Below are 24,208 nucleotides of genomic sequence, written 5' to 3'. Positions count from 1 at the left end.
GCCCCCACCCCACCCCTCCCCCCCCCCCCCCCCCCCCCCCCCCCCCCCCCCCCCCCCCCCCCCCCCCCCCCCCCCCCCCCCCCCCCCCCACACCCGGGGTCTGCCCGTGCGGTGAGAGGACGGCGGCGTGAGCGAGTTCCGCGCCCCCGAACGGCATGCCCGGCTGGTGGCCTACGCGCAGAGCCTCACCCCGCCGGCCGGCTGGAAGATCGAGGTGTCGGGCGACGAGATCATCATGATGGCCGGCCCGTCGGTGATCCGTCAGCGCAACCTGCTGATCGTCCGCGAGCAGTTCGACGCACACCGCCCGGCCGACCTGATACCGGGCGAGAACACCGACCTGGCGTCGCCGAACGTCGGCAAGCTGCGCAATCGGGACCTCACCTACATCAGAGCGGGAAGCGGCTGCGCCCGTGCTGGATGGAGATCCACTTCACGGTGGTGAAGGCGTCCACGGTGGAGTCGCCGTTGAGCCGGCCCACGCCGGAGTTCTTCTCGCCGCCGAAGGGCACGACGGGCTCGTCGGCTATGGTGCCGTCGTTGACGTGGATCATGCCGGTCTCGATCCGCTGCGCCACCCGCACACCGCGCTCGACGTCGGCGGTGTGGACGGCGCCGCTGAGGCCGAAGGGGGTGTCGTTGGCGAGCCGGACGGCCTCGTCCTCGCCGTCGAAGGGCACCACCAGGACGACGGGGCCGAAGAGTTCGCGCTGGAGGATGGGCGCGCCGGCCGGCAGGCCGGCGAGGACGACCGGGTCCATCAGACTGCCGTCGGTCCCGCCGCGCAGCAGGGCGGTGGCGCCGGCGGCGATCGCCTGGTCGACCTGGGCGGTGAGGGCGTCGGCCTGGACGGGGTTGATCAGCGGGCCGATCTGGGTGGCCGGGTCCCTGGGGTCGCCGACGCGCAGGGCGGCGACCCTGGCGACGAACTTCTCGGTGAACTCGTCGGCCACGCCGCGGTCGACCAGCACCCGGTTGGCGGCCATGCAGACCTGGCCCTGGTGGGCGAAGCGGCTGAACACGGCGGCGTCCACGGCGTAGTCGACGTCGGCGTCGTCGAGGACGATCAGCGCGCTGTTGCCGCCGAGTTCGAGCACGGTCCGCTTGAAGTGCGAGGCGGCGACGGTGGCGACGTGCCGGCCGACCCTGTCGGAGCCGGTGAAGGAGATGACCTTGGGCACCGGGTGCTCGATGAAGGCGTCGCCGATCTCGGCGATGTCGGTGACGACCACGTTGAGCAGGCCGGCCGGCAGGCCCGCCTCCTCGAAGATCTTGGCGATGAGGGTGCCGCCGACGACCGGGGTCTCCTGGTGCGGCTTGAGCACGACGCCGTTGCCGAGCGCCAGTGCCGGGGCGACCGCCTTCATCGACAGGAACAGCGGGAAGTTGAACGGGCTGATCACGCCGACCACGCCGACCGGCAGGCGGTAGAGGCGGTTCTCCTTGCCCTCCACCGGCGAGGGCAGCAGCCGCCCCTCGGCGCGCAGGGAGAGCTGCATCGACTCGCGCAGCATGTCCTTGGTGAGGGCGAGTTCGAACCCGGCCTTGAGCGCGGTGCCGCCCAGCTCGGCCGCGATCGCCTCGGTGATCTCCTGCTCGCGCTCCTCGACGATGCGCAGTGCGCGCTCGAAGACCAGCCGGCGGGCGTAGGGGTTGGTGGCGGCCCACTCCTTCTGCGCCCGCTCGGCGGCCCGGTAGGCCTGGTCGACCTCCCCGACGGTGGCGACGGTGATGCCGGCGAGCTTGTCGCCGGTGTAGGGGTCGACGTCGACGATGTCCCAGGAGCCGCTGCCGGCCCGCCACTCGCCGTCGATGTACTGCAGCGCCAACTCGGAAAGGTACGACATCTGGTCCCTCTCGTGCCGATGCGGGAAGACGCGCGGGCCTTCCCCGATCAGATCTGATCGGGCCTCATCGTACTTATGCTTCAAAGCTCTTGGCGTACGGAGCGAAGAAGTTCCCGTGTCCGCTCGGGGGAGAGTCCGTCCGCCGCCAGGCCGTCCATCGCGCCCGCGTACTCGGCCACCTCGGCGGGCTTGTCCAGGTACAGCGCGGTGGTGAACTGCTCCAGGTAGACGACGTCCGCGAGCTCCGGCTCGGCGAAGCCGAGCACCGAGAAGGCGCCGCCCTCCGCCCGCAGCCCTCCAAACCCCAGGGGCATCACCTGGAGCACCACGTTGGGCAGGTCGGTCAGCTCCAGCAGCCGGTCGATCTGGGCCCGCATCAGCTCCGGCCCGCCCCAGGGGCGGCGCAGCGCGGCCTCGTCCAGGACGGCGAGCAGCCGCGGCGGCCGCCCCGCGGTGAGGACCTGCTGGCGCCTCAGCCGGACCTCGACCCGCCGCTCGACCTCGCCCGGCTCGGTGACGTGGCCGCCGTGCGTGATCACGGCCCGCGCGTAGTCGGCGGTCTGCAGCAGCCCGTGGACGAACTGGACCTCGTAGCTGCGGATGTCGGAGGCGGCCTCCTCCAGCCCGAGGTAGGTCTGGAACCAGCCGGGCAGCACGTCGCCGTACGCGTGCCACCAGGACGTCGCGTTGGCGTCGCGGACGAGGCCGAGGACGGAGGCCCGTTCCTGCTCGGCCTCGACGCCGTACAGGGTGAGCAGGTCGGCGACGTCGCGCTCCTTGAAACCGACCCGGCCGAGCTCCATGCGGCTGATCTTCGACTCCGAGGCGCGGATCGAGTAGCCGGCCTCCTCCCGGCTGACGCCCCTGGCCTCCCGCAGCCTGCGCAGCTGGGAGCCCAGCAGCAGGCGCCGTACCGTGGCACCCCCGCCTGCCTGAGTCATGCTCATCCCGTCAACCTCCGCACCTCGCGCAGCCCCCCGGCCGTCGGGCGCAGTCTGCCACTTGGCACCGACAAACAACAGTCCGTCAGCGGAGGCGCTCCAGGCGCAGCAGTCCGGGCACCGCGGCCAGGCTCAGCACCAGCAGGAACAGCCACGGCCAGGCGGCGCCGCGGCCGAGGAGGAGGGTGAGCAGGGCGGGGGCGACGGCCTGGCCGAGGTTCCAGGAGAGCTGGTAGACGGCGAGGTAGCGGCCGCGGCGGGCGGGGTCGGCGAGCGAGACGCTGAGCTCCTCCGCGTAGGGGGTGGCGACGGTCTCGGCGAGGTTGAAGACCGCCATCGCCGCGAACAGGCCGGCGGTGACGATCCAGCCGGGGGCGGCGGCCAGGAGCGCGAACAGGCCGAAGGAGAGCGCGTTGAGCAGGGCGCCGGCGGCGACCACCCGGGTGGGGCGGAACCGTTCGAGCCGTCGGGCCACCGCGTTCTGGGTGAGCACCACCTGGACGCCGTTGAGGACGAGCAGCGAGCCGGCCAGCCAGGCGTCGCGGTGCAGGCCCTCGGTGAGGTAGACGGCGAGCAGCATGCTGATGATCATCGAGCCGAAGACGAAGGCCAGGTGGACGACGACCAGCAGCAGGTACCGCCGGTCCCGCAGCACCGCCCGGTAGCCGCCGCGATCCCGTTCCGCCGTCACGGGCTCCGCCGTCGCGGACGGCGCCTTCGCGGACGGCGCGGCGGGCTCCGCGGGGGCGGGCGTCGCCGCGGCGGGGCGCCAGGAGCCCAGCAGGCCCGCCGCCACCGCGTAGCTGGCCGCGTTGAGCACCACCAGTGCCCGCAGCCCGCCCGTCCCGTCGTCGGCCACCAGGACGGCGCCGAGCGCCCCGCCCAGTCCCATCCCGGTGTTGCGCAGCGTCTGCACCAGCGCGAACCAGCGGGTCCGCTCGCCCTCGGCGGAGGCCAGCACCACCAGGCCGGTGCTGGAGGTCCAGTAGGCGACGTGCCCGATCTGGGTGAGCAGGCAGACCAGCACGATCTGCCAGGCCTGCCCGGCGAGCAGGAAGCCGCCGTAGGCGAGCGCGGAGAGTGCGTTGCCGCAGGCCGCCACCGCCCGGGCGCCGTACCGGTCGATCAGCGGGCCGACGGCGATCGCGGTGGGCAGGGCCAGCAGCCGGGCCGTGGTGACGGCGGCGCCGATGGCGGCCAGGGTGAGGGTGGTGGTGCGGGCGAAGTAGACGAGTGTGAAGGCGAGGATCAGCCCGGTGCCGAGGCTGTCCACGAGGTGGGCGCCGATCAGGCGGTGGCGGCCGGCGGTCTCCGGGAGGCCGAGCCGGTCCCGGAGCGGGGGGAGCGTGGCGGTGGTCATGGCACGAGCTTCCCGGGCATGATCACCGCTGCACAGAGATTCCATTCTGATCGAATCCTCGACGGAGGCCGCCATGCTCGTCTGGGAGTTCTCGGCCCAGGACCTCGCCCGGACGCGCTTCGCCGCCTCGCCGCTGTCGGAGGTCGTCACCAGCGTGGAGGTGCTGAAGGAGCCGGGCCGGCACGGCGTCCACCTGCCCTGGGTGCGGCAGGCCCGGCAGCGGCTGGCCGGCGTCCGCTGGGAGCTGCTCTCCCAGCTGGTCCGGCTGCCCACGGTGTACGTGCCCGACTTCCTGACCCCGGTACCGGTGCACTCCACGCTCACCATCGAGCAGGCGGTGGCCGAGCTGGCCGCCGCCGACCCGGCGGTGGTCCGCCGCGACCTCGCCCGGCTCGACGGAGAACTCCCTCCGCTGGTCGCCGAGTTGTGGGCCGACCCGGAGGCGGGGCTGGCCAGGCTGGCGGCCGAGGTCCAGGCGTACTGGACGGCCGCGATCGCCCCGCACTGGCCGCGCATCCAGCGGCTCACCGAGGGCGAGATCCTGCGGCGGGCCCGCCAGATGTCGGCGGGCGGGCCGGCCGCGCTCTTCGCCGACCTGCACCCCCAGGTGAGCTGGGAGCGTGACACCCTGCGGATCGCCCACCGCCTGGTGGACGTGCAGCGGCGGCTGGACGGCGAGCGCGGCCTGGTCCTCGCCCCCACCGTCTTCGCCTGGCCGGGCGTCTACTCCCAGCTGAACCCGCCGTGGCAGCCGGGCCTGGTCTACCCGCCGCGCGGGGTGGCCACGCTGTGGGAGACGTCCGGTGCCGCCGTGCCGGACGGCCTGGCCAGCGTGATCGGCCGTACCCGCGCCCGGCTGCTCGCCGAGCTCGACGCGCCGGCCTCGACCACCGAACTCGCCGCCCGCACCGGCCTGTCCGCCGCCAACGTCTCGCACCACCTGACCGCGCTGACCGGGGCGGGCCTGACCGCCCGCCACCGCACCGGCCGTACGGTGCTGTACGCCCGTACCGAGGCGGCCGAACTCCTGTTGCGCCAGTGACCCCGCACAGCCGGTCCCGGACGGCCGGTCCCGGACGGGAAGAGACACCGGACGCCAAGGGCCCCCGGACGCCGAAGGCCCCCGGACGCGAAGAGGCGCCCGCCCTCCACTGGTCGGGGAGAGGGCAGGCGCCTGGGTACCGCGTAGGCCCGGCGACGCTGGCGGGGGCAGCGGCTCGTACTCCCGGCAATGCGGTGCCGGGCGTTCGGGGGGGGTGGCCCGGTCCCGCCGGCGGTGGGGCCGCCGGCGGGTCGGGCGGGGCGTCAGACCACCAGCGGGCGGTCCGTGGGCCGGATCGGAGCGGGCAGCGGGGTCTTGCCGCCCAGGTACTTGTCCACCGCGGCGGCGGCCGAGCGGCCCTCCGCGATGGCCCAGACGATCAGCGACTGGCCGCGGCCGGCGTCACCGCAGACGTACACGCCGTCCACGTTGGTGGCGAACCGGCCGTCCCGCGCCACGTTGCCGCGGGCGTCCAGCTCGACGCCGAGCTGCTCGACCAGGCCGTTCCTGACGTCCGTGCCGGTGAAGCCCATGGCGAGGGTGACGAGCTGGGCCGGAATCGACCGCTCGGTACCGGGCACCGGCTCGAACCGGCCGTCCTTGAACTCCACCTCGACCAGGTGCAACTCCTGGACGTTGCCGTCCTCGTCGCCCGTGAAGTGGGTGGTGTTGACCGCGTAGATGCGCTCACCGCCCTCCTCGTGGGCCGAGGTGACCTTGTACGTCATCGGCATGGTCGGCCAGGGCTGGTGGCCGGGGCGGTCGTCGCCGGGGCGCGGCATGATCTCCAGCTGGGTGACCGAGGCCGCCCCCTGGCGCAGCGCGGTGCCGAGGCAGTCGGCGCCGGTGTCGCCGCCGCCGATGACGACGACGTGCTTGCCCTTGGCGGTGATCGGCGGCTCGACGAAGTCGCCCTCCTGCACCTTGTTGGCCAGCGGCAGGTACTCCATGGCCTGGTGGATGCCCTTGAGCTCGCGCCCGGGCACCGGCAGGTCGCGGGCGGTGGTGGCGCCGGCGGCCACGACGACCGCGTCGAAGCGCTCGCGCAGCTGCTGCCCGGTGATGTCCTCGCCGACGTGGACGCCGGTGCGGAAGCGGGTGCCCTCCGCGCGCATCTGCTCGATGCGGCGGTTGATGTGGCGCTTCTCCATCTTGAACTCGGGGATGCCGTAGCGCAGCAGGCCGCCGATGCGGTCGGCGCGCTCGTACACCACCACGGTGTGCCCGGCCCGGGTGAGCTGCTGGGCGACGGCCAGGCCGGCCGGGCCGGAGCCGACGACGGCGACCGTCTTGCCGGACAGCCGCTCCGGGATCTGCGGCGTGACGCCGCCGCGGTCCCAGGCCTTGTCGATGATGGTGACCTCGACGTTCTTGATGGTCACCGCGTCCTGGTTGATGCCCAGCACGCACGCGGACTCACAGGGAGCCGGGCAGAGCCGCCCGGTGAACTCCGGGAAGTTGTTGGTCGCGTGGAGCCGCTCGATCGCGCCGGCGAAGTCGTCGCGGTAGGCGAGGTCGTTCCACTCGGGGATGAGGTTCCCGAGCGGGCAGCCGTTGTGGCAGAACGGGATGCCGCAGTCCATGCAGCGGCCGGCCTGCTTGGTGATGATCGGCAGGAGGCTGCGCTCGACGTAGACCTCGTTCCAGTCCCGCAGACGGACGTCCACGGGCCGGCGCTCGGCCAGCTGCTTGCCGGTGGTCAGGAAGCCCTTGGGGTCAGCCACGTGCCGCCTCCATCATCTTGCGAGTGGTCTCGGCCTCGGAGAGGCCATCGCGCTCAGCGGCGTCCTTGGCGGCGAGCACAGCCTTGTAGTCGGTCGGCATGATCTTGGAGAAGCGGGAGACCCCGCTGCCCCAGTCGGCCAGGAGCTCGGCGGCCACGGTGGAGCCGGTCTCCTCGTAGTGCTGCTGCACGGTCTCGCGCAGCCAGTCGCGGTCGGCGGCGGTCGGGGCCTCGATGCCCACCATGCCGTCGTTCACGTTGGCGGGGCGCAGGTCCAGCGCGTAGGCGACACCGCCGGACATGCCCGCCGCCAGGTTGCGACCGGTCTCGCCGAGGATGACGACCCGGCCGCCGGTCATGTACTCCAGGCCGTGGTCGCCCACGCCCTCGACCACCAGGGTCGCACCGGAGTTGCGGACGGCGAAACGCTCGCCGGCCTTGCCGCGCAGGTGGACGCGGCCGCCGGTGGCGCCGTAGCCGATGGTGTTGCCGGCGATGACGTGGTTCTGCGCGTCGGCGCCGATCGCGGCGGCGTCCCGGGCCGGGCGGACGACGACCACACCGCCGGAGAGGCCCTTGCCGACGTAGTCGTTGGCGTCGCCCTCCAGCCGCAGCGTGACGCCCTTCGGCACGAAGGCGCCGAACGACTGGCCGGCCGAGCCGGTGAAGGTCACGTCGATGGTGCCCTCGGGCAGGCCCTCGCCGCGGTACCGCTTGGTCACCTCGTGGCCGAGCATGGTGCCGACCGTGCGGTTGACGTTGCGGATCGGCAGCTGGATGCGGACGGCGTCGCCGCGCTCCAGGGCGTCCTGGGCCAGGTCGATCAGCTGGTTGTCCAGGGCCTTGTCGAGCGCGTGGTCCTGCGTGGTGGTGCAGTGCAGGGCCGCGCCCTCGGGCAGCTCGGGCACGTGGAAGAGCGGGGCCAGGTCGAGCCCGGCGGCCTTCCAGTGGTCGATCGCGGCGGCCGCGTTGATGTGCTCGGCGTGGCCGACGGCCTCCTCGATCGAGCGGAAGCCGAGCTCGGCCAGGATCTCCCGGACCTCCTCGGCGATGAACTCGAAGAAGTTGACCACGAACTCGGGCTTGCCGGAGAAGCGGTCGCGCAGCACCGGGTTCTGGGTGGCGACGCCGACCGGGCAGGTGTCCAGGTGGCAGACGCGCATCATGATGCAGCCGGAGACGACCAGCGGGGCGGTGGCGAAGCCGAACTCCTCCGCGCCCAGCAGCGCGGCGATGACCACGTCGCGGCCGGTCTTCAGCTGGCCGTCGGTCTGGACGACGATCCGGTCGCGCAGGCCGTTGAGCAGCAGGGTCTGCTGGGTCTCGGCGAGGCCGAGCTCCCAGGGGCCGCCCGCGTGCTTGAGCGAGGTCAGCGGCGAGGCGCCGGTGCCGCCGTCGTGGCCGGAGACCAGGACCACGTCCGCGTGCGCCTTGGAGACACCTGCGGCGACCGTGCCGACGCCGACCTCGGAGACCAGCTTCACGTGGATGCGGGCCGCCGGGTTGGCGTTCTTGAGGTCGTGGATCAGCTGGGCCAGGTCCTCGATGGAGTAGATGTCGTGGTGCGGCGGCGGGGAGATCAGGCCGACACCCGGGGTGGAGTGCCGGGTCTTGGCGACCCACGGGTACACCTTGTGGCCGGGCAGCTGGCCGCCCTCGCCGGGCTTGGCGCCCTGGGCCATCTTGATCTGGATGTCGTCCGCGTTGACCAGGTACTCGGAGGTGACGCCGAACCGGCCGGAGGCGACCTGCTTGATCGCCGAGCGGCGCTCCGGGTCGTACAGGCGGTCCGGGTCCTCCCCGCCCTCGCCGGTGTTGGACTTGCCGCCGAGGCGGTTCATCGCGATGGCGAGGGTCTCGTGCGCCTCACGGGAGATCGAGCCGTAGGACATGGCGCCGGTGGAGAAGCGCTTGACGATCTCGGAGACCGGCTCGACCTCGTCGACGGAGATCGGGGTGCGGTCGAGGCCGTCCAGCCGGAACAGGCCGCGCAGCGTCATCAGCCGCTCGGACTGCTCGTTCACCCGGTCCGTGTACTGCTTGAAGATGTCGTACCGGCGGTTGCGGGTGGAGTGCTGGAGCCGGAAGACGGTGTCCGGGTCGAACAGGTGCGGCTCGCCCTCGCGGCGCCACTGGTACTCGCCGCCTATGTCCAGCGCGCGGTGCGCGGCGGGGATGCCGGAGGCCGGGTACGCCTTGGCGTGGCGGGCGGCCACCTCCTTGGCGATCTGCTCCAGGCCGATTCCGCCGAGCTTGGTGGTGGTGCCGGCGAAGTAGGTGCCGACGAGCTCCTGGGAGAGGCCGATCGCCTCGAAGACCTGCGCGCCGCGGTAGGAGGCGACGGTGGAGATGCCCATCTTGGACATGACCTTGAGCACGCCCTTGCCGAGCGCCTTGATCAGGTTCTTGATGGCCTTCTCGGGCTCGACGCCCTCGATGAAGACGCCCTGGGCGACGAGGTCCTCGACGGACTCCATGGCCAGGTACGGGTTGACCGCGCCGGCGCCGTAGCCGATCAGCAGCGCGACGTGGTGCACCTCGCGGACGTCACCGGCCTCGACCAGCAGCGACACCTGGGTGCGCTGCTTGGTGCGGATGAGGTGGTGGTGGATCGCGGAGGTGAGCAGCAGCGAGGGGATCGGGGCGTGCTCGGCGTCGGAGTGCCGGTCGGAGAGCACGACGATCCGGGCGCCGTCGGCGATCGCGGCGTCGGCCTCGGCGGCGATCTCGGCCAGGCGGGCGGCCAGGCCCTCGCCGCCGGTGGCGACCTTGTAGAGGCCGGACAGGGTGACGGCCTTGAGCCCGGGCTGGTCGCCGTCGGCGTTGATGTGGACGAGCTTGGCCAGCTCGTCGTTGTCGATCACCGGGAAGGTGATGCCGACGGAACGGCAGGCGGCGGCCTCGGCGGCCAGCAGGTTGCCCTCGGGGCCGAGGTTGGACAGCAGCGAGGTGACGAGCTCCTCGCGGATGGCGTCCAGCGGCGGGTTGGTGACCTGCGCGAAGAGCTGCACGAAGTAGTCGAACAGCAGGCGCGGCTTCTCGGAGAGCGCGGCGATCGGGCTGTCGGTGCCCATCGAGCCGAGCGCCTCGCCGCCGGTCTTCGCCATCGGCGCCAGGATGACCCGCAGCTCCTCCTCGGTGTAGCCGAAGGTCTGCTGGCGGCGGGTGACCGACGCGTGGGTGTGCGCGATGTGCTCGCGCTCGGGCAGCTTGGCGAGCTGGATCTGGCCGCCGGCGACCCACTCCGCGTAGGGGTGCTCGGAGGCCAGCGCCGACTTGATCTCCTCGTCCTCGACGATGCGGTGCTCCGCGGTGTCGATGAGGAACATCTTGCCGGGCTGCAGGCGGCCCTTCTTGGCGACCTTCTCCTGCTCGATGTCGAGCACGCCGACCTCGGAGGAGAGGACGACCAGGCCGTCCTCGGTGATCCAGTAGCGGGCCGGGCGCAGGCCGTTGCGGTCCAGCACGGCGCCGATCTGGGTGCCGTCGGTGAACGTGACGCAGGCCGGGCCGTCCCAGGGCTCCATCAGGTTGGAGTGGTACTGGTAGAACGCGCGGCGGGCCGGGTCCATGGTGGCGTGGTTCTCCCACGCCTCCGGGATCATCATCAGCACCGAGTGCGGCAGCGAGCGTCCGCCGAGGTGGAGCAGCTCCAGGACCTCGTCGAAGGACGCCGAGTCGGAGTGGTCCGGGGTGCAGACGGGGAAGATCCGGCTCAGCCCCTGGCCCTTGCTGTTGGCGGGGATGAGGTCGGTGGCGAGCTGGGACTCGCGGGCGGTCATCCAGTTCCGGTTGCCCTTGACCGTGTTGATCTCGCCGTTGTGCGCGACGAAGCGGTACGGGTGGGCGAGCGGCCAGCTCGGGAAGGTGTTGGTGGAGAACCGCGAGTGCACCAGGCCGAGCGCGGAGGCGTAGAGCCGGTCCGACAGGTCGGGGAAGAAGGGCTCCAGCTGGCCGGTGGTCAGCATGCCCTTGTAGACGATGGTGCGCGCGGAGAGCGACGGGAAGTAGACGCCGGCCTCACGCTCGGAGCGCTTGCGGACGACGAAGGCGATCCGGTCCAGCGCGATGCCCTCGGCGCCGTCCTTGCCCAGGCTCTGCCCGTTGCCCGCTGCCGCGAGGAACACCTGCCGGAAGCGCGGCATCACGCTGCGGGCGGTGGCGCCCAGCAGGTCCGGGGTGACCGGGACGTCGCGCCAGCCGAGGACGGTCAGGCCCTCCTCCGCGGCGATGGCCCCGATCCGCGCGACGGCGGCGGCGTCGGCCGCGTCCTCGTCGGGCAGGAAGGCGATGCCGACCGCGTACGCGCCGGCGACGGGCAGCTCGAAGTCGACCTTGGAGCGCAGGAATGCGTCCGGGACCTGCGTCAGGATGCCCGCGCCGTCACCGGAGTCCGGCTCGGCGCCGGTGGCGCCGCGGTGCTCCAGGTTGCGCAGGACGGTCAGCGCCTGCTCGACGATCTTGTGGTCGGCGATGCCGGTCAGCGTGGCGACGAAGCCGACGCCACAGGCATCGTGCTCGTTTCGCGGGTCGTACAGGCCCTGAGCAGCAGGTCGCGCATCCGGAACGAGCGCGTACGGCGGGCGCGCTGCGCCGGCCTGGGGCTCGTTGGCGGAGTGCATGGATGCAGACAGCATCGGCTCTCCCGTCGTCGTCATTCGTTACCTCCCAGCAGAGGGCTGGGGGAGCTGGTGCAGTAGGGACGACGTTGGCCCTGGTGCGATTTCGTGCAAGTTACATGATGCCCAAGATCCCGGGAAGCGGAATATCGCGTCCACATCGCGGACGGATGCGCAGGTCAAGGGCGCAATGAGAGGACGTGCCACAGCGCACGTCCCGACGATTGTGCCCGGCGGTGGGCCGCTCGAAACAGGGGCGAAATCCCCCGGCCACAGAAGCCGATCAAGGTCGCCTGCGAATCCTTTCCCGGAGTCGGCCCCAGGATGCGAATCCGCGGCCCCTGGGCCCGAATGATGAGACTAGGCCAGGCGCCATCCGCCCTCTATGTGCGGAACGTCACGCGATCCGTCGCATAATCATGCAGGTCGCTGTACCATCCCACGACCCGGCTCCGGGCCGCTCACCCGCCCGGCACGGCCGCCCGGCCGAGGTGGCGGCCCGGCCGCTCAGCCGACGTGGCCGCCGGCCCGCTCACCCGACGTGACTGCCCGGCCGCTCAGCCGACGTGGCCGCCGATCAGCCAGCCCAGCAGGTACGTCACCCCGGCCGCCGCCCCGCCCAGCAGCAGCTGCCGCAGCCCGCTGAACCACCAGGTGCGCGCCGTCACCCGGGCCACCACCGCGCCGCACGCGAAGAGACCGGCCACGGAGAGCAGCAGCGCCGGCACCAGCGAGGTCGCGCCCAGCAGGTACGGCAGCAGCGGCAGCAGCGCGCCGACCGCGAAGCAGACGAACGAGGAGCCGGCCGCGACCCACGGCGAGGGCAGGTCGTCGGGGTCGACGCCCAGCTCCTCCCGGACGTGCACCTCGAGCGTCCGGTTCGGGTCGGCGGAGAGCTGGCGGGCCACCTCGTGCGCCAGCGCCGGCTCCACCCCGCGCGCCACGTACAGCTCGGCCAGCTCGGCCAGCTCGCCGTGGGGGTTGCGGCTCAGCTCGAGCCGCTCGGCCTCGATCTCGGCCTGCACCAGCTCACGCTGGGAGGCCACCGAGGTGTACTCCCCCGCTGCCATCGAGCAGGCGCCCGCCGCCAGCCCGGCCAGGCCGGTCAGCACCACCGTGCTGCTGGAGACCGCGCCGCCCACCACGCCGGTCATCAGCGCGAAGTTGGAGACCAGCCCGTCCATCGCGCCGAACACGGCCGGCCGCAGCCAGCCGCCGTTCACATCGCGGTGGTGCCCGGCGGCGGGTATGCGGGGGTGGTGCCCGGCCTCGGGGTCAAGGGTGGTCGCGCTCACGGTTTCGGGCCTCCGTCCGATCGTCTGATGATTCGAACGTAGCCCGCCCGGCCTGGGCATTTCCAGCAAAGTAAGGCTGTCCGAACAGCGCTCCGGCCGCCGTCCGCGAGGTGCGGAAGAGCGGCCGGAGGCGATGGAAGTCGCTGGTCAGGTGAGGTTCTTGGCGTCCTTGCCGGCACTTCCGCGGGCCGCGTCGGCCGGCTCGGTGTCCACCTTCTTGTCCGAAGGGCGAGACTGTGCGGCGCTCCCGTCCGAGGCACCCGTCGCCTCGGAAGCACCGGACGGGCCGGTCACCGCCGGATCGGTCGCCGTCGGGTCGATGCTCTCCGCGCCGGTCGCCGTCGGGTCGATGCTCGCCGGGTCCTCCCGGCCGGGCCGCTTCTTCCCGACGATCACGAAGTAGGCGACGGCGGCCAGGAACACCGCGATCGCCACCCAGTCGTTGAGCCGCAGGCCCAGGATCACGTGCGCCTCGTCGATCCGCAGCCACTCGGTCCAGAACCGGCCGACCGTGTACGCGGCCACGTACAGCGCGAAGGCCCGGCCGTGGCCGAGGGTGAACCGGCGGTCCGCCCAGATCACCAGCAGCGCGACCCCGACGCACCAGAGCGACTCGTAGAGGAAGGTCGGGTGGTAGACCCCGGTGACGACCTCACCGTTGGGCAGCGTCTTGTCGATCTCCAGGCCCCACGGCAGCGTGGTCTCCCGGCCGTACAGCTCCTGGTTGAACCAGTTGCCCCAGCGGCCCATCGCCTGCGCGAGCGCGATGCCCGGGGCGATGGAGTCGGCGTAGGCGGGCAGCGGCACGCCCCGGCGGCGGGCGCCGATCCAGGCGCCGACCGCGCCCAGCGCGATCGCGCCCCAGATCCCGAGGCCGCCCTCCCAGATCTTGAAGGCGTTCCAGGGGTTCTTGCCCTCGCCGAAGTACAGCTGGTGGTCGGTGATCACGTGGTAGAGCCGGCCGCCGACCAGGCCGAACGGCACAGCCCAGACGGCGATGTCGCCGACCGTGTGCTTGCCACCGCCCCGGGCGACCCAGCGCTTGCTGCCGAGCCAGACGGCCACGACGACACCGAGGATGATGCAGAAGGCGTAGGCGCGCAGCGGGATCGGTCCGAGATAGAGGACGCCCCGCGACGGGCTGGGAATGTAGGCGATATCCATGGCAGCTCCGACGCTACAGGGTCGGCGGCCCGCCCCGGACACCCCCGGGGTCACAGATCCCGAACAACAGGGTGCGCGGCGGCGCGCCGCCCCCTCCGGACGGGGAGGGGACGGCGGCGGGCGGCCCGGCCGGGCCGGTCCTCAGCCGGCCTTCGGCGACGGGTTGTTGCTCTCCGAGGCGGTGCTGGTGGGCGCCGGGGACTGGCCGTGCGAGCCGGTCGTGCCCAGCGGCTTGCCCTGGTTGGCGGCGTCCACCCACTTCACCAGGTTCTGCGGGGTGATCTCCTCGCTGCCGTTCTTCGGGTAGATCGGCTGACCGTTGAGCAGCACCGTCGGCGTCGACTTGTAGCCGGACTTGTCGAAGTCCTGCTGGACGGCGGAGACCCAGCCGGCGTACTTGTTGTCGTTGACGCAGGCCTCGAAGGCCGGCGTGTCCAGGCCGTCGACCTGCTTGGCCAGGCTGATCAGGGTGGCCTTGTCGCGGAAGGCGTCGTTGGTCTCGTCCGGCTGGTTGCGGTAGAGCACGTCGTGGTAGTCGCGGAAGTGCCCGGCGTCCTGGGCGCAGGCCAGCGCGTTGGCCCCGTACTTGGAGCCCTTGCCCGGCACGGCCCGGTCGATGAACGACACGATGTGGTAATTGGTGTAGATCTTGCCCGCGTCCTCCAGCTGGTCGACGGTCGACGAGAACTCACGCTCGAAGGTGCCGCAGGCGGGGCAGCGCGGGTCCTCGTAGACGGTGAGGACGGACGGGGCGTTGTCCGCGCCGACCGGGATGACCAGGTTCTTGTCGCCGAGCGTGCCGGCCGGGGCGGCGGCCGGGGTCTCCGGCTTGGAGCGCTCGTTCTGCACCACGACGCCGGTGATCACGGCGGCGGCGATCACCGCCAGCACCGCCCCGCCCACCAGCAGCTTCTTCTTCCGCCGGGCGCGGGCCTCGTCGGCCGCCCGCTCCGCCTGCATCCGCTCGCGGGCGGTGCGCTTGCCTTCTCGGTTCTTCTCGCTCATCTGCCTTGACATCCACAATCGGGGGGAGGGCCAGGTCGGGGGTGGGTGCGGGGTGCCTGCCGGTCAGGTCGCCAGCCAGCCGTCCACGGAGAACTTGGTGCGGGGCCGCCAGAGCAGCCAGCCGGCCAGCAGCAGGAAGCCGGTGTCGCGCAAGATCTCCTGGAGGTACTCCGTCTGCGACGCGTCCACCGCTCCGCCGCCGCCGAAACAGCCGCAGTCGATCGAGATGCCGCGGGCCCAGGCGGAGGCGATCCCCCCGATGAAGGCGAGCAGCAGCAGCGCGGAGACCGCGGCCACCAGCCGCACCCCCAGCCCGATCACCAGCAGCGCCGCGAGCGCCAGTTCCAGGAACGGCAGCGCGTACCCCACCGGTTTGACCAGCGACTCGGGCAGGATCTCGTACGCGCGCACGGCCTGGGCGGCCGCTGCCGGGTCGGAGATCTTGGCCAGACCGGCCCAGCCCCAGACCACGGCGAGGCCCAGCCGCACCGCCGTACCGACCCATTCCGTCCACACCACGCTGCTGCGCCGCACCGCCGGGCCGGCCGCCATATAGGTAACCCCCTCGGGAAACACCTTCACTTCCTGATGAACCGTAAGGGATGAAGGTCGGTTCCTCCATATTCAGGAATTAAGCCGAAAGAGTGACGGCTTATAAGGTTCTGTCCGAATCCGCGCTAGCGGCCGCCGGTGCCGCAGCCGGGCGGGCGCCCCGGGCCGTCCAGCGCCGGGCGCCCCAGCAGATGCGACCGCGCGGCCCTGGCCACCGCGTCCGCCCGGGCCGCCCGCGCGCACACGTACGCCTCCCGCTCGGCGCGCTCGGCACCCCGCTTGGCCAGCGCCTCCCCCACCACGGTGTGGTCCGCCCCGACCGCGGCACCCAGCGCCAGCACGGCCGCGGCCGCCCGCAGCAGGACCGCTCGCTGGAGACCCGGCACCGGCGGACCCCTTCCGTTCGTCTCACGCCCCCGCGCACGTCGTTCGTGCACTCGTCCCTCCACTCAACGCCGGTCAACCCCCGCTGATGCGTCAGAGCGCCACTGTTCACCCGTTCGGGTTCCACCCGGGAACGACGACGGCCCGCCGCCCCCGGTGGAGGGGCGGCGGGCCGTCACGGAGCGGGTGTGCCTACCGGCGGCGGACGCCCTCCGCCAGCTCGCCGGCCAGGGTGCGGACGGCCGCCAGTGCGGCCTGCTCGTCACCGTCGGCGTCCAGGATCCGCTGGACGAAGGCCGAGCCGACGATCACGCCGTCGGCGAAGCCGGCCACCTGGGCGGCCTGGTCGGCCGTCGAGACGCCGAGGCCGACGCAGACCGGCAGCGCCGTGGTGGCCCGGGTACGGGCGACCAGGTCCTCGGCGAGGTCGCCGACCTGGGCGCGGGAGCCGGTCACGCCCATCACCGCGGCCGCGTAGACGAAGCCGGAGCCCGCCGCGGTCACCTCGGCGAGTCGCTTGTCCTTGCTGCTCGGGGCGACCACGAAGACGGTGTCGAGCCCGTGCTCGTCCGCCGCCTTGCGCCACTCCTCGGACTCCTCCACCGGCAGGTCCGGCAGGATGCAGCCGGCGCCGCCGGCGGCGGCCAGGTCGGCGGCGAACCGCGCGGCGCCGTAGCGCTCGACCGGGTTCCAGTAGGTCATGACCAGCACCGCCGCCCCGGGGTGGGCGCCGGCCACCTCCTGAACGGTGCGCAGCACGTCCTTGATCCGCACGCCGGCCCGCAGCGCGATGTCGTCCGCGGTCTGGATGGTCGGGCCGTCCAGCACCGGGTCGGAGTGCGGCAGGCCGACCTCGACGATGTCGCAGCCGCCCTCGACCAGCGCGTTGACGGCGCGCACGCCGCCGTCGACGCTCGGGAAGCCGGCCGGCAGGTAGCCGATCAGCGCGGCGCGGTTCTCCGCCTTGGCGGCGGCCAGGATGCCGCTGAGCTTCGAAGCCATGGTCACTTACCCCCGTTGCCGGCGCCGTCGGCCCCGTTGTCGCCGGCCGGGTTGTTGCCGGCCTCGTCGTACAGGCCGAAGTACTCGGCCGCGGTGTGCATGTCCTTGTCGCCGCGCCCGGAGAGCGAGACCAGGATGGTGGCCTCGGGCCCGAGCTCGCGGCCCAGCTCCAGGGCGCCGGCCAGGGCGTGGGCGCTCTCGATGGCCGGGATGATGCCCTCGGTGCGGGACAGCAGCCGCAGCGCCTGCATGGCGGCGTCGTCGGTGACCGGGCGGTACTCGGCCCGGCCCGTGTCCTTCAGCCAGGCGTGCTCCGGGCCGACGCCCGGGTAGTCCAGGCCGGCCGAGATGGAGTGCGACTCGATGGTCTGGCCGTCCTCGTCCTGGAGGACGTAGGTGCGGGAGCCGTGCAGCACGCCCGGGTCGCCCTTGGTGAGGGTGGCGGCGTGCTTCGGGGTCTCCGCGCCCTCGCCGGCCGCCTCGCAGCCGATCAGGCGCACGCCCGCGTCCGGGATGAACTCGTGGAAGATGCCCATCGCGTTGGAACCGCCGCCGACGCAGGCGACGACGGCGTCCGGCAGCCGGCCGGTCCGGTCCAGGACCTGCTGGCGCGCCTCGACGCCGATGACCCGGTGGAAGTCGCGGACCATCATCGGGAACGGGTGCGGGCCGGCCACGGTGCCGAACAGGTAGTGGGTGGAGTCCACGTTGGCGACCCAGTCGCGGAACGCCTCGTTGATGGCGTCCTTGAGGGTGCGGCTGCCGGACTTCACGGCCACCACCTCGGCGCCGAGCATCCGCATCCGGGCGACGTTCAGCGCCTGGCGCTGGGTGTCGACCTCGCCCATGTAGATGGTGCAGTCGAAGCCGAACAGCGCGCAGGCGGTGGCGGTGGCCACGCCGTGCTGCCCGGCGCCGGTCTCGGCGATGATCCGGGTCTTGCCCATCCGCCGGGTGAGCAGCGCCTGGCCCAGCACGTTGTTGATCTTGTGCGAGCCGGTGTGGTTGAGGTCCTCGCGCTTGAGCAGGATGCGCGCGCCGCCCGCCTCCGCGGAGAAGCGGTGCACGTCGGTGAGCGGGCTGGGGCGGCCGGTGTAGTCCTTGAGCAGCCCGTCCAGCTCGGCGGCGAACGCCGGGTCGGCCTTGGCCTTCTCGTACTCCTCGGCGACCTGCTCCACGGCGGCGACCAGCGCCTCCGGGATGAAGCGGCCCCCGTAGGCGCCGAAGTAACCGCGGGCGTCCGGCACCTCGGCGCCGGGCAGGTAGTCCTTCTCGGACATGGTGAAGTCCTTCTGGAAGATGACGACAGTGACGTCGGAACGGCTGGTCAGCCGCGCGTCCTGCGCCATCGCCGGCCCTGCACCTGCCCGGGCTCGCAGCCGATCACGTAGCGCACCCGCCTGCCCAGCACCCGGCGTGCGGGCGCGCGGCAGCCGCGCGGGCGGCAGCCGGGGGCGAGACGGGAGGCGAGTTTCATGGCGGCGGGGTCAGTCCTTGTGCCGCAGGGCGGGGTGGGCACCGGCCGCGACCAGGTCGGCCACGGCGGCGCGCGGGTCCTTGCCGGTCACCAGGGACTCGCCGACCAGCACCGCGTCGGCGCCCAGGTTGGCGTAGGAGATCACGTCCAGCGGGCCGCGCACCCCGGACTCGGCGACCTTGACGACGCTGTCCGGGATCGCGTGGACGACGTTGCCGAAGGTGTTGCGGTCCACCTCGAGGGTCTTGAGGTTGCGGGCGTTGACTCCGATGATCTTCGCGCCGGCGTCCACCGCGCGGGCGATCTCCTCCTCGTCGTGCACCTCGACCAGCGGGGTGAGGCCGATCGACTCGGCGCGCTCGATCAGCGACACCAGGGCCGGCTGGTCGAGGGCGGCGACGATCAGCAGCGCGAGGTCGGCGCCGTGGGCGCGGGCCTCCCAGAGCTGGTAGGCGGTGACGATGAAGTCCTTGCGCAGCAGCGGGGTGTCCACCGCGGCGCGGACGGCGTCCAGGTCGGCGAGCGACCCGCCGAAGCGGCGCTGCTCGGTCAGGACGCTGATCGCGGCGGCGCCGCCTGCCGCGTAGTCGGATGCCAGGGCGGCCGGATCGGCGATCGCGGCCAGTGCGCCCTTGGACGGGCTGGAGCGCTTGACCTCGCAGATCACCCGCACGCCGTCGCCCCGGAGGGCGGCGACGCCGTCCTTGGCGTCCGGAGCCTTGGCGGCGAGCTCCTTGAGCTCGTCCAGGGAGACCCGGGCCTGCCGCTCGGCGAGGTCCTCGCGGACCCCTTCGATGATCGAGTCGAGCACACTCACGCAAGCGCCCCCATCATGTCTGCTAGTTCTGCTAGCGAGGAGCCGGACGGCCAGTGGGCCCCCGGCCCTTCGATGGTATCGGCAAGGGGGGCGCGCAGCGCATCCGCCCGGCGCGCGTCTCGCGGAACGGACGCCCCCGGGGCAGCTCCGAGCTGCGATTTCACCGGCCTCACACCGACGGCCGGGCTCAGACCAGCGGCGGTGCCAGCCCGGCCCCGATCGGCAGGTTGCGCACCACCGTGAACACCAGCAGGAGCAGTGCCACCAGCGCCCAGCGCCGCGCACCGAGCGCGAGCCGCGGCGCGGGCCCGCCGCTGACCGCCGCCCACACCCAGCGCACCCAGAGCACCGCCAGGACGGCGAACAGCAGCACCGCGGGCGCGTTGTCGTGCAGCGCGCCGCTGAGGTCTCCGTGGGCGAGCGCGTGGACGCAGCGCAGCCCGCCGCAGCCGGGGCACCACCAGCCGGTGAAAACCAGGAACGGGCAGGTCGGGTAGTGCCCGGGGGCGTTCGGGTCCACCACGGCGACGAACACGGTGGGGACGGTCGCCGCGGCCAGGGCGGTCAGCGGCGCGCCCAGCCGGCGCAGGACGGGCGGCCGGGCGGAGGCGGTGGAGGAGGCGGTCACGCCCATGATTGTGCCCGCCCGGCACGCCCGGCGGGCACCGTGACACCGACCGGGGAAACGAAAGCGGCGGGCGTTGACGCCCGCCGTTCACAAGGTGCCGGGAGATCAGGCGGTGGCCAGCGCGGCCTGCTCCTCGTGGGTGTACACCATCGTGCTGGGCTGCCTGCCCATGCCCGCCATCGCCATGGCCTTGCCGACCACGCCGCCGAGCAGGACGACCGCGAGGCCGGCACAGACCAGCAGCACCGACGGGAGGATCATCGCGACGCCCGCGATCGCGAAACCGACGAAGGCGATGGTCACGCCGGTCCAGGCGGCGGGGGTGTGACCGTGTGCTGCTGCTGCCATCTGATGGTGCTCCTTGGCTCTCCGGGGCCCGGCCGGGCCTGCCGGCCCCTGGCGGGTTGACGTGTTCCATTGTGCCGGGCCGCACGGCGGCGCCCCAAGGCGGGTGCTCGTCTATCGGGTCACACCGCCACGCGGCGCCCCCGGCGCGGTGCGACGCCGCGCGGGCCCGGTGCGTCGTCTCAGACCGCGGTCGGGTCCTCGCCGCGGTCCAGCGCCTTCCAGAGGTCGGCCGGGGACTCCGCGGCCTTCGCCGGCGCCTTGCGGGTGGGCGCCTCGTAGCGGCTGCCCATGGCCGGCCAGCCGCGCCCGTACCGGGCGGTGAGCAGCCCGGCCAGTGCCAGCAGCAGCCCGCCGAGCAGGGCCACCCAGGGCCAGGTGGTGTGGGCGACCTCGGTCGCGGTGGTGCCGGAGAGGGCGAGCTTGCGGGCCGCCTCGGCGTCCAGCGCGGCGGTGTCGCCGGCCCCCGCCGCGGCCGCGGCCGCCGCCCCGAGGCCGGCCAGCAGCGTCAGCAGGCCGACCGCGATCCGGCCGGCGCCGCGCACCGCGAACACCGCGACAGCCGCGGCCAGCGCCACCAGTGCCAGCCCGCCGGGCAGTTCGGAGATCTTCCCGCCGGTGACGGACACCTCCAGGGTGCCGGCCGCGCCCTCGGCCCAGACCCGGCCGACGGCGGTCAGCACCAGCACCGCGCCCAGCACGGTCAGCAGCAACATCAGGCCGAGCGTGCGCCGCCCGGGCTTCGCCCCGGCAGGGGTGGACTGGGTCTCGGCACGGGACTGGTCAGGAACGCTCACCCGTCCACTATCCCCCGACCGATGTCTCACGCCCCACCCGGGGTGGGCCGCTCGATCGGGAAATCATCGGTCTCCACCACGAGCGTCCGATCACCGAGCGGCAGAAAAAGGTCGTTTCCGAACGGCACCCGTTCCGCCTCCCGGTACGCACCGCTGCGGGACGGAGCCGTGTGGACCGTGCAGTTCCCGTCCGCCGGATCGATCACCACGTAGATCGGAATCCCGCACTCCGCATAGACCCGCACCTTGCTGACGTAGTCCTTGTCCTGACCCGACGGCGAGACCACTTCGAGCACGGCCTCGACATCGTGCCACTCGTAACGCCCTCGACCGTTGTGCTCGGCCCCCGGGGCGATCACCGCCAAGTCGGGGGCGTAGCCGAAGAGCGTGGACGGGAAGTCGATCATGACGTCCGACAGGACTCGCCCGTGACCAGCGAGTTGCTTCTTGATCTGGGGCGATGCGCTGAGGATCACCTCCCACCGGCTCTCCCCCTGCGGCGTCATGATGATCCTTCCGTCCGTGATCTCCACCCGGTAACCCTTCGGAAGGTTCACGCCCTCGAGAGCGTCCCAGGCACTCGCCGTGGTCATCGCGGTCATCCTCGCCGCCTCCCTCAGCAACGCGGCGCCGTCCTCACGATAGCGGCGTGCGCAGCGTATTCGCAGTGGCCACGGCCCGCAGGACGGCGGCGGCCTTGTTGCGGCACTCGGTGTCCTCGCCGTGCGGGTCCGAGTCGGCGACCACGCCCGCGCCCGCCTGGACGTACGCGGTGCCGTCGCGCAGGACGGCGGTGCGGATGGCGATCGCGGTGTCGGAGTCCCCGGCGAAGTCCAGGTAACCGACGCAGCCGCCGTACAGGCCCCGGCGGGTGGGCTCCAGCTCCTCGATGATGCGCATCGCGCGCGGCTTCGGCGCGCCCGAGAGGGTGCCGGCCGGGAAGCAGGCGGTCAGCACGTCGAAGGCGGTCCGCCCGGGGGCGACCTTGCCCGTCACCGTGGAGACGATGTGCATGACGTGGCTGTACCGCTCGATCTGCATGAAGTCGACCACCTCGACGCTGCCCGGCTCGCAGACCCGCCCGAGGTCGTTGCGGCCCAGGTCGACCAGCATCAGGTGCTCGGCCCGCTCCTTGGGGTCGGCGAGCAGCTCGGCGGCCAGCTCGGAGTCCTCGTGCGGGGTGGCGCCGCGGTGCCGGGTGCCGGCGATCGGGTGCACCATCGCCTCGCCCTCGGTGACCTTCACCAGCGCCTCCGGGCTGGAGCCGACCACGTCGAAGCCGCCCTCGGCGCCGCCGTCCGGGCCGGGGAAGCGGAACAGGTACATGTACGGGCTGGGGTTGGTGGTGCGCAGCACGCGGTAGACGTCCAGCGCGGAGGCCGGGCAGGGCGCCTCGAACCGCTGCGAGGGCACCACCTGGAACGCCTCGCCGGCCCGGATCCGCTCCTTGACCTCCTCGACGGCGGCCCGGTACGGCTCGCCGCCGAACGGCGAGCGGACCTCGCCGGGGCCGGACGGGGTGAAGGTGGCCAGGCCCGGGTCGACCGGCCCCCGCAGGTCGGCCTCCATCGCGTCGAGCCGGGCCACCGCGTCCGCGTAGGCCTCGTCGACGCCGGTGGCCAGGTCGTTGTGGTTGACCGCGTTGGCGATCAGCAGCACCGTTCCGTCGGCGTGGTCGAGCACGGCGAGGTCGGTGGCCAGCAGCATGGTCAGCTCGGGGAGCTTGAGGTCGTCCGGGTTGAGGTCGGGCAGCTTCTCCAGCCGGCGCACGACGTCGTACCCGAGGTAGCCGACCAGGCCGCCGGTGAGCGGGGGCAGGCCGTCGTCGGTGCGGCGCGGGGTGTGCAGCGTCTCCAGCGCGGCGCGCAGCACCTGGAGCGGGTCGCCGGTGGTGGGGATGCCGACCGGCGGGGCGCCGTGCCAGCGGGCGTCGCCGTCCTCGCCGGCGGTGAGCACGGCGCCGCTGCGGACGCCGACGAAGGAGTACCGGGACCAGCTGCGGCCCTGCTCGGCGGACTCCAGCAGGAAGGTGCCGGGGCGCTCGTCGGCGAGGCTGCGGTAGAGGCCGATCGGGGTGAGGCCGTCCGCGAGAAGCCTGCGGGTGACCGGGATGACCCGGGTGTCGACGGCGAGCTTGCGGAAGGCTTCGAGGTCCATGGCGGGCGGCACCTTACGGGGTAGGAGGGGTCAGGAGAGCGGGAGCACGTCGGCGTCGAAGCAGGTGCGGTCGCCGGTGTGGCAGGCGGCGCCGGTCTGGTCGACCCTGACCAGCAGGGTGTCGCCGTCGCAGTCCAGCGCGACCGACCTGACCTGCTGGACGTGGCCGGAGGTGTCGCCCTTGACCCAGTACTCGCGGCGGCTGCGGCTCCAGTAGGTGCAGCGGCCGGTGGTGAGGGTGCGGTGCAGCGCCTCGTCGTCCATCCAGCCCAGCATCAGCACCTCGCCGGTGTCGTACTGCTGCGCGATGGCCGGGAGCAGGCCGTCGTCGGTGCGCTTGAGCCGCGCGGCGATCGCGGGGTCCAGGGCGGTGGAGCCGGGGGTGGCGGGTGTGGTGGGGGTGGCGGGGGTGGACATGGGGCCATTGTGTCAGCCCGGCCCGGCCCGGCGGTCCCCCGTCCGGATCCCGGCCCGGCCCCGCCGGCGCAGGCCCCGGCCGCTCAGTGCGGCCGCTCGCAGCCGGCCGGCCAGATCCGGTGCACGAACAGCCCGGCCCGTCGGGCCAGTCCGGCGACCCGTGCGGGCTCGCTGCCGGATCCGCCGTCCCAGACCGCGATCAGCTCGTCGATCATGCCGACCACGGCCCGCCCGGTGTCGTCACCGAGGCCGCCGTGCTCGGCGGCGGCCAGCCGGTGGACGGCGTTGGCCTCGTTCATCAGCCGCAGCCGGGTGCCCCGGTGCGTGTCGTCGGCGCGGCCGACGACGGGCGCCCCGGCGGGGACGATGACCTCCAGCTTGCCGCCGTGCTCCAGCACGGAGTCGGCGAACCAGGTCTCCGGGCCCTCGTCCGCGCAGGTGACGCCGACCAGTTCGTACGGGCCGAAGGTGGTGACCAGCTTCCACAGGTCCCCGCGGACCAGCATCTCGGTGATGCCCCCCGACAGGCCCCGGTGACCGGTGATTCCGACGCGCATCCGCCTACTCCTGGGATCGTGTCGTGCCGCCGGGAAGCCTAGCCGACTCCCGCGCACCGAGCCGGTGTGCTCGTACGAG

General features: G+C 72.9%; 23 protein-coding genes. 2 read left to right on the top strand and 21 right to left on the bottom strand.

The window, feature by feature from the left end; translation table 11 throughout:
- Positions 1–127: 127 nt before the first annotated feature.
- On the top strand, positions 128–445 hold the full coding sequence (locus ACZ5WK_RS07245) for a hypothetical protein (RefSeq protein WP_465545797.1): 318 nt from the start codon (positions 128–130) through the stop codon (positions 443–445).
- On the opposite strand, the gene ACZ5WK_RS07240 is transcribed toward ACZ5WK_RS07245, so the two are convergent.
- From ACZ5WK_RS07240 to ACZ5WK_RS07230, 3 genes are all read right to left on the bottom strand, one after another.
- Positions 390–1,847: an aldehyde dehydrogenase family protein gene (locus tag ACZ5WK_RS07240; protein ID WP_465545795.1), complete on the bottom strand. Its 1,458-nt coding sequence runs from the start codon at positions 1,845–1,847 to the stop codon at positions 390–392. The two genes, ACZ5WK_RS07245 and ACZ5WK_RS07240, sit on opposite strands and share 56 nt — an antisense overlap.
- A gap of 80 nt (positions 1,848–1,927) precedes the next feature.
- Positions 1,928–2,794 (bottom strand): helix-turn-helix domain-containing protein, encoded by an 867-nt coding sequence (locus ACZ5WK_RS07235; protein ID WP_465545794.1) that lies wholly within the window; start codon positions 2,792–2,794, stop codon positions 1,928–1,930.
- A 79-nt stretch (positions 2,795–2,873) separates the two neighbouring features.
- Positions 2,874–4,148: an MFS transporter gene (locus ACZ5WK_RS07230; protein WP_465545792.1), complete on the bottom strand. Its 1,275-nt coding sequence runs from the start codon at positions 4,146–4,148 to the stop codon at positions 2,874–2,876.
- 73 nt (positions 4,149–4,221) lie between these two features.
- Here ACZ5WK_RS07230 and ACZ5WK_RS07225 point away from each other — a divergent pair, with 73 nt between their 5' ends.
- A complete protein-coding gene (locus ACZ5WK_RS07225) occupies positions 4,222–5,190 on the top strand; it encodes a DUF5937 family protein (RefSeq protein WP_465545790.1) in 969 nt (322 codons plus the stop codon).
- Positions 5,191–5,453: 263 nt separating this feature from the next.
- Here ACZ5WK_RS07225 and ACZ5WK_RS07220 read toward each other — a convergent pair whose 3' ends face one another.
- From ACZ5WK_RS07220 to ACZ5WK_RS07135, 18 genes are all read right to left on the bottom strand, one after another.
- Entirely contained in the window at positions 5,454–6,914 is a 1,461-nt protein-coding gene (locus ACZ5WK_RS07220) for a glutamate synthase subunit beta (protein ID WP_465545788.1), read from the bottom strand.
- Entirely contained in the window at positions 6,907–11,535 is a 4,629-nt protein-coding gene (gene gltB / locus ACZ5WK_RS07215; RefSeq protein ID WP_465545953.1) for a glutamate synthase large subunit, read from the bottom strand. The genes ACZ5WK_RS07220 and gltB overlap by 8 nt, the downstream gene beginning before the upstream one ends.
- Before the next feature lie 554 nt (positions 11,536–12,089).
- Positions 12,090–12,827 (bottom strand): VIT1/CCC1 transporter family protein, encoded by a 738-nt coding sequence (locus ACZ5WK_RS07210; RefSeq protein ID WP_465545786.1) that lies wholly within the window; start codon positions 12,825–12,827, stop codon positions 12,090–12,092.
- Between the two features lie 147 nt (positions 12,828–12,974).
- Entirely contained in the window at positions 12,975–13,991 is a 1,017-nt protein-coding gene (gene lgt, locus ACZ5WK_RS07205; protein WP_465545784.1) for a prolipoprotein diacylglyceryl transferase, read from the bottom strand.
- 141 nt (positions 13,992–14,132) lie between these two features.
- On the bottom strand, positions 14,133–14,996 hold the full coding sequence (locus ACZ5WK_RS07200) for a DsbA family protein (RefSeq protein WP_465545782.1): 864 nt from the start codon (positions 14,994–14,996) through the stop codon (positions 14,133–14,135).
- Positions 14,997–15,059: 63 nt separating this feature from the next.
- Entirely contained in the window at positions 15,060–15,548 is a 489-nt protein-coding gene (locus tag ACZ5WK_RS07195; RefSeq protein ID WP_396319324.1) for a MauE/DoxX family redox-associated membrane protein, read from the bottom strand.
- 125 nt (positions 15,549–15,673) lie between these two features.
- The gene (locus tag ACZ5WK_RS07190; protein ID WP_465545780.1) at positions 15,674–15,934 is read right to left on the bottom strand and encodes a hypothetical protein; all 261 of its coding nucleotides are present in this window, start codon (positions 15,932–15,934) and stop codon (positions 15,674–15,676) included.
- 190 nt (positions 15,935–16,124) lie between these two features.
- Positions 16,125–16,934 carry a tryptophan synthase subunit alpha gene (gene trpA / locus ACZ5WK_RS07185; RefSeq protein ID WP_465545778.1) on the bottom strand — a complete coding sequence of 270 codons (810 nt, stop codon included), beginning with the start codon at positions 16,932–16,934 and terminating at the stop codon, positions 16,125–16,127.
- Positions 16,935–16,936: 2 nt separating this feature from the next.
- A complete protein-coding gene (gene trpB / locus ACZ5WK_RS07180; protein WP_465545951.1) occupies positions 16,937–18,214 on the bottom strand; it encodes a tryptophan synthase subunit beta in 1,278 nt (425 codons plus the stop codon).
- 47 nt (positions 18,215–18,261) lie between these two features.
- A complete protein-coding gene (gene trpM / locus ACZ5WK_RS07175; RefSeq protein WP_174315761.1) occupies positions 18,262–18,411 on the bottom strand; it encodes a tryptophan biosynthesis modulator TrpM in 150 nt (49 codons plus the stop codon).
- Between the two features lie 10 nt (positions 18,412–18,421).
- Positions 18,422–19,228 (bottom strand): indole-3-glycerol phosphate synthase TrpC, encoded by an 807-nt coding sequence (trpC, locus tag ACZ5WK_RS07170; RefSeq protein WP_465545775.1) that lies wholly within the window; start codon positions 19,226–19,228, stop codon positions 18,422–18,424.
- A 187-nt stretch (positions 19,229–19,415) separates the two neighbouring features.
- Positions 19,416–19,862: a DUF2752 domain-containing protein gene (locus ACZ5WK_RS07165; protein WP_465545773.1), complete on the bottom strand. Its 447-nt coding sequence runs from the start codon at positions 19,860–19,862 to the stop codon at positions 19,416–19,418.
- Positions 19,863–19,961: 99 nt separating this feature from the next.
- Complete coding sequence (locus ACZ5WK_RS07160) at positions 19,962–20,204, bottom strand: HGxxPAAW family protein (RefSeq protein ID WP_396319329.1); 243 nt, start codon at positions 20,202–20,204, stop codon at positions 19,962–19,964.
- Between the two features lie 179 nt (positions 20,205–20,383).
- The gene (locus ACZ5WK_RS07155) at positions 20,384–20,998 is read right to left on the bottom strand and encodes a TIGR02234 family membrane protein (protein WP_465545771.1); all 615 of its coding nucleotides are present in this window, start codon (positions 20,996–20,998) and stop codon (positions 20,384–20,386) included.
- Between the two features lie 26 nt (positions 20,999–21,024).
- Positions 21,025–21,600 (bottom strand): Uma2 family endonuclease, encoded by a 576-nt coding sequence (locus ACZ5WK_RS07150; protein ID WP_465545769.1) that lies wholly within the window; start codon positions 21,598–21,600, stop codon positions 21,025–21,027.
- A gap of 34 nt (positions 21,601–21,634) precedes the next feature.
- Positions 21,635–23,155 (bottom strand): anthranilate synthase component I, encoded by a 1,521-nt coding sequence (locus ACZ5WK_RS07145; RefSeq protein ID WP_465545767.1) that lies wholly within the window; start codon positions 23,153–23,155, stop codon positions 21,635–21,637.
- A 30-nt stretch (positions 23,156–23,185) separates the two neighbouring features.
- Entirely contained in the window at positions 23,186–23,572 is a 387-nt protein-coding gene (gene hisI, locus ACZ5WK_RS07140; protein ID WP_396319333.1) for a phosphoribosyl-AMP cyclohydrolase, read from the bottom strand.
- 83 nt (positions 23,573–23,655) lie between these two features.
- Positions 23,656–24,129, bottom strand: coding sequence for a hypothetical protein (locus ACZ5WK_RS07135; protein ID WP_465545765.1), 474 nt, complete (start codon positions 24,127–24,129; stop codon positions 23,656–23,658).
- Positions 24,130–24,208: the final 79 nt, after the last annotated feature.

This window comes from Kitasatospora sp. NPDC032757, from assembly GCF_055579305.1.
The sequence above is the reverse complement of the archived record's forward strand: the minus strand, read 5'-3'. Positions and strand labels throughout refer to the sequence as shown.